1 protein-coding gene is annotated in these 233 nt (G+C 60.5%); it reads left to right on the top strand.

Translation table 11 applies throughout. The annotated features are described in order from the left end of the window. The coding region (locus NWP14_RS27955) for a BMC domain-containing protein (RefSeq protein WP_375216332.1) at positions 1–233 on the top strand (233 nt) is incomplete at both ends.

The following is a 233-nucleotide window of genomic DNA, read 5'->3' as shown; positions in this document are numbered from 1 at the left end:
GGTGATGCATTGGGGCTTATTGAAACCAAAGGCCTGGTGGCCTGCATTGAAGCAGCGGATGCGATGTGCAAATCCGCCAACGTCGAGCTGATTAGCTATGAAAACATCGGCTCCGGGCTGGTCACCGCGATGGTGAAAGGCGACGTCGGCGCGGTGAACGCGGCGGTGGACTCCGGCGTTGAAGCGGCGAAACGCATCGGCGAAGTCGTCACCTCTCGCGTCATTGCGCGACC

Source organism: Klebsiella sp. C349492, from assembly GCF_042055345.1.
In the GTDB taxonomy this organism is placed as follows: Bacteria; Pseudomonadota; Gammaproteobacteria; order Enterobacterales; family Enterobacteriaceae; genus Klebsiella; species Klebsiella scottii.
This window is presented reverse-complemented; position numbering and strand designations above follow the sequence as displayed.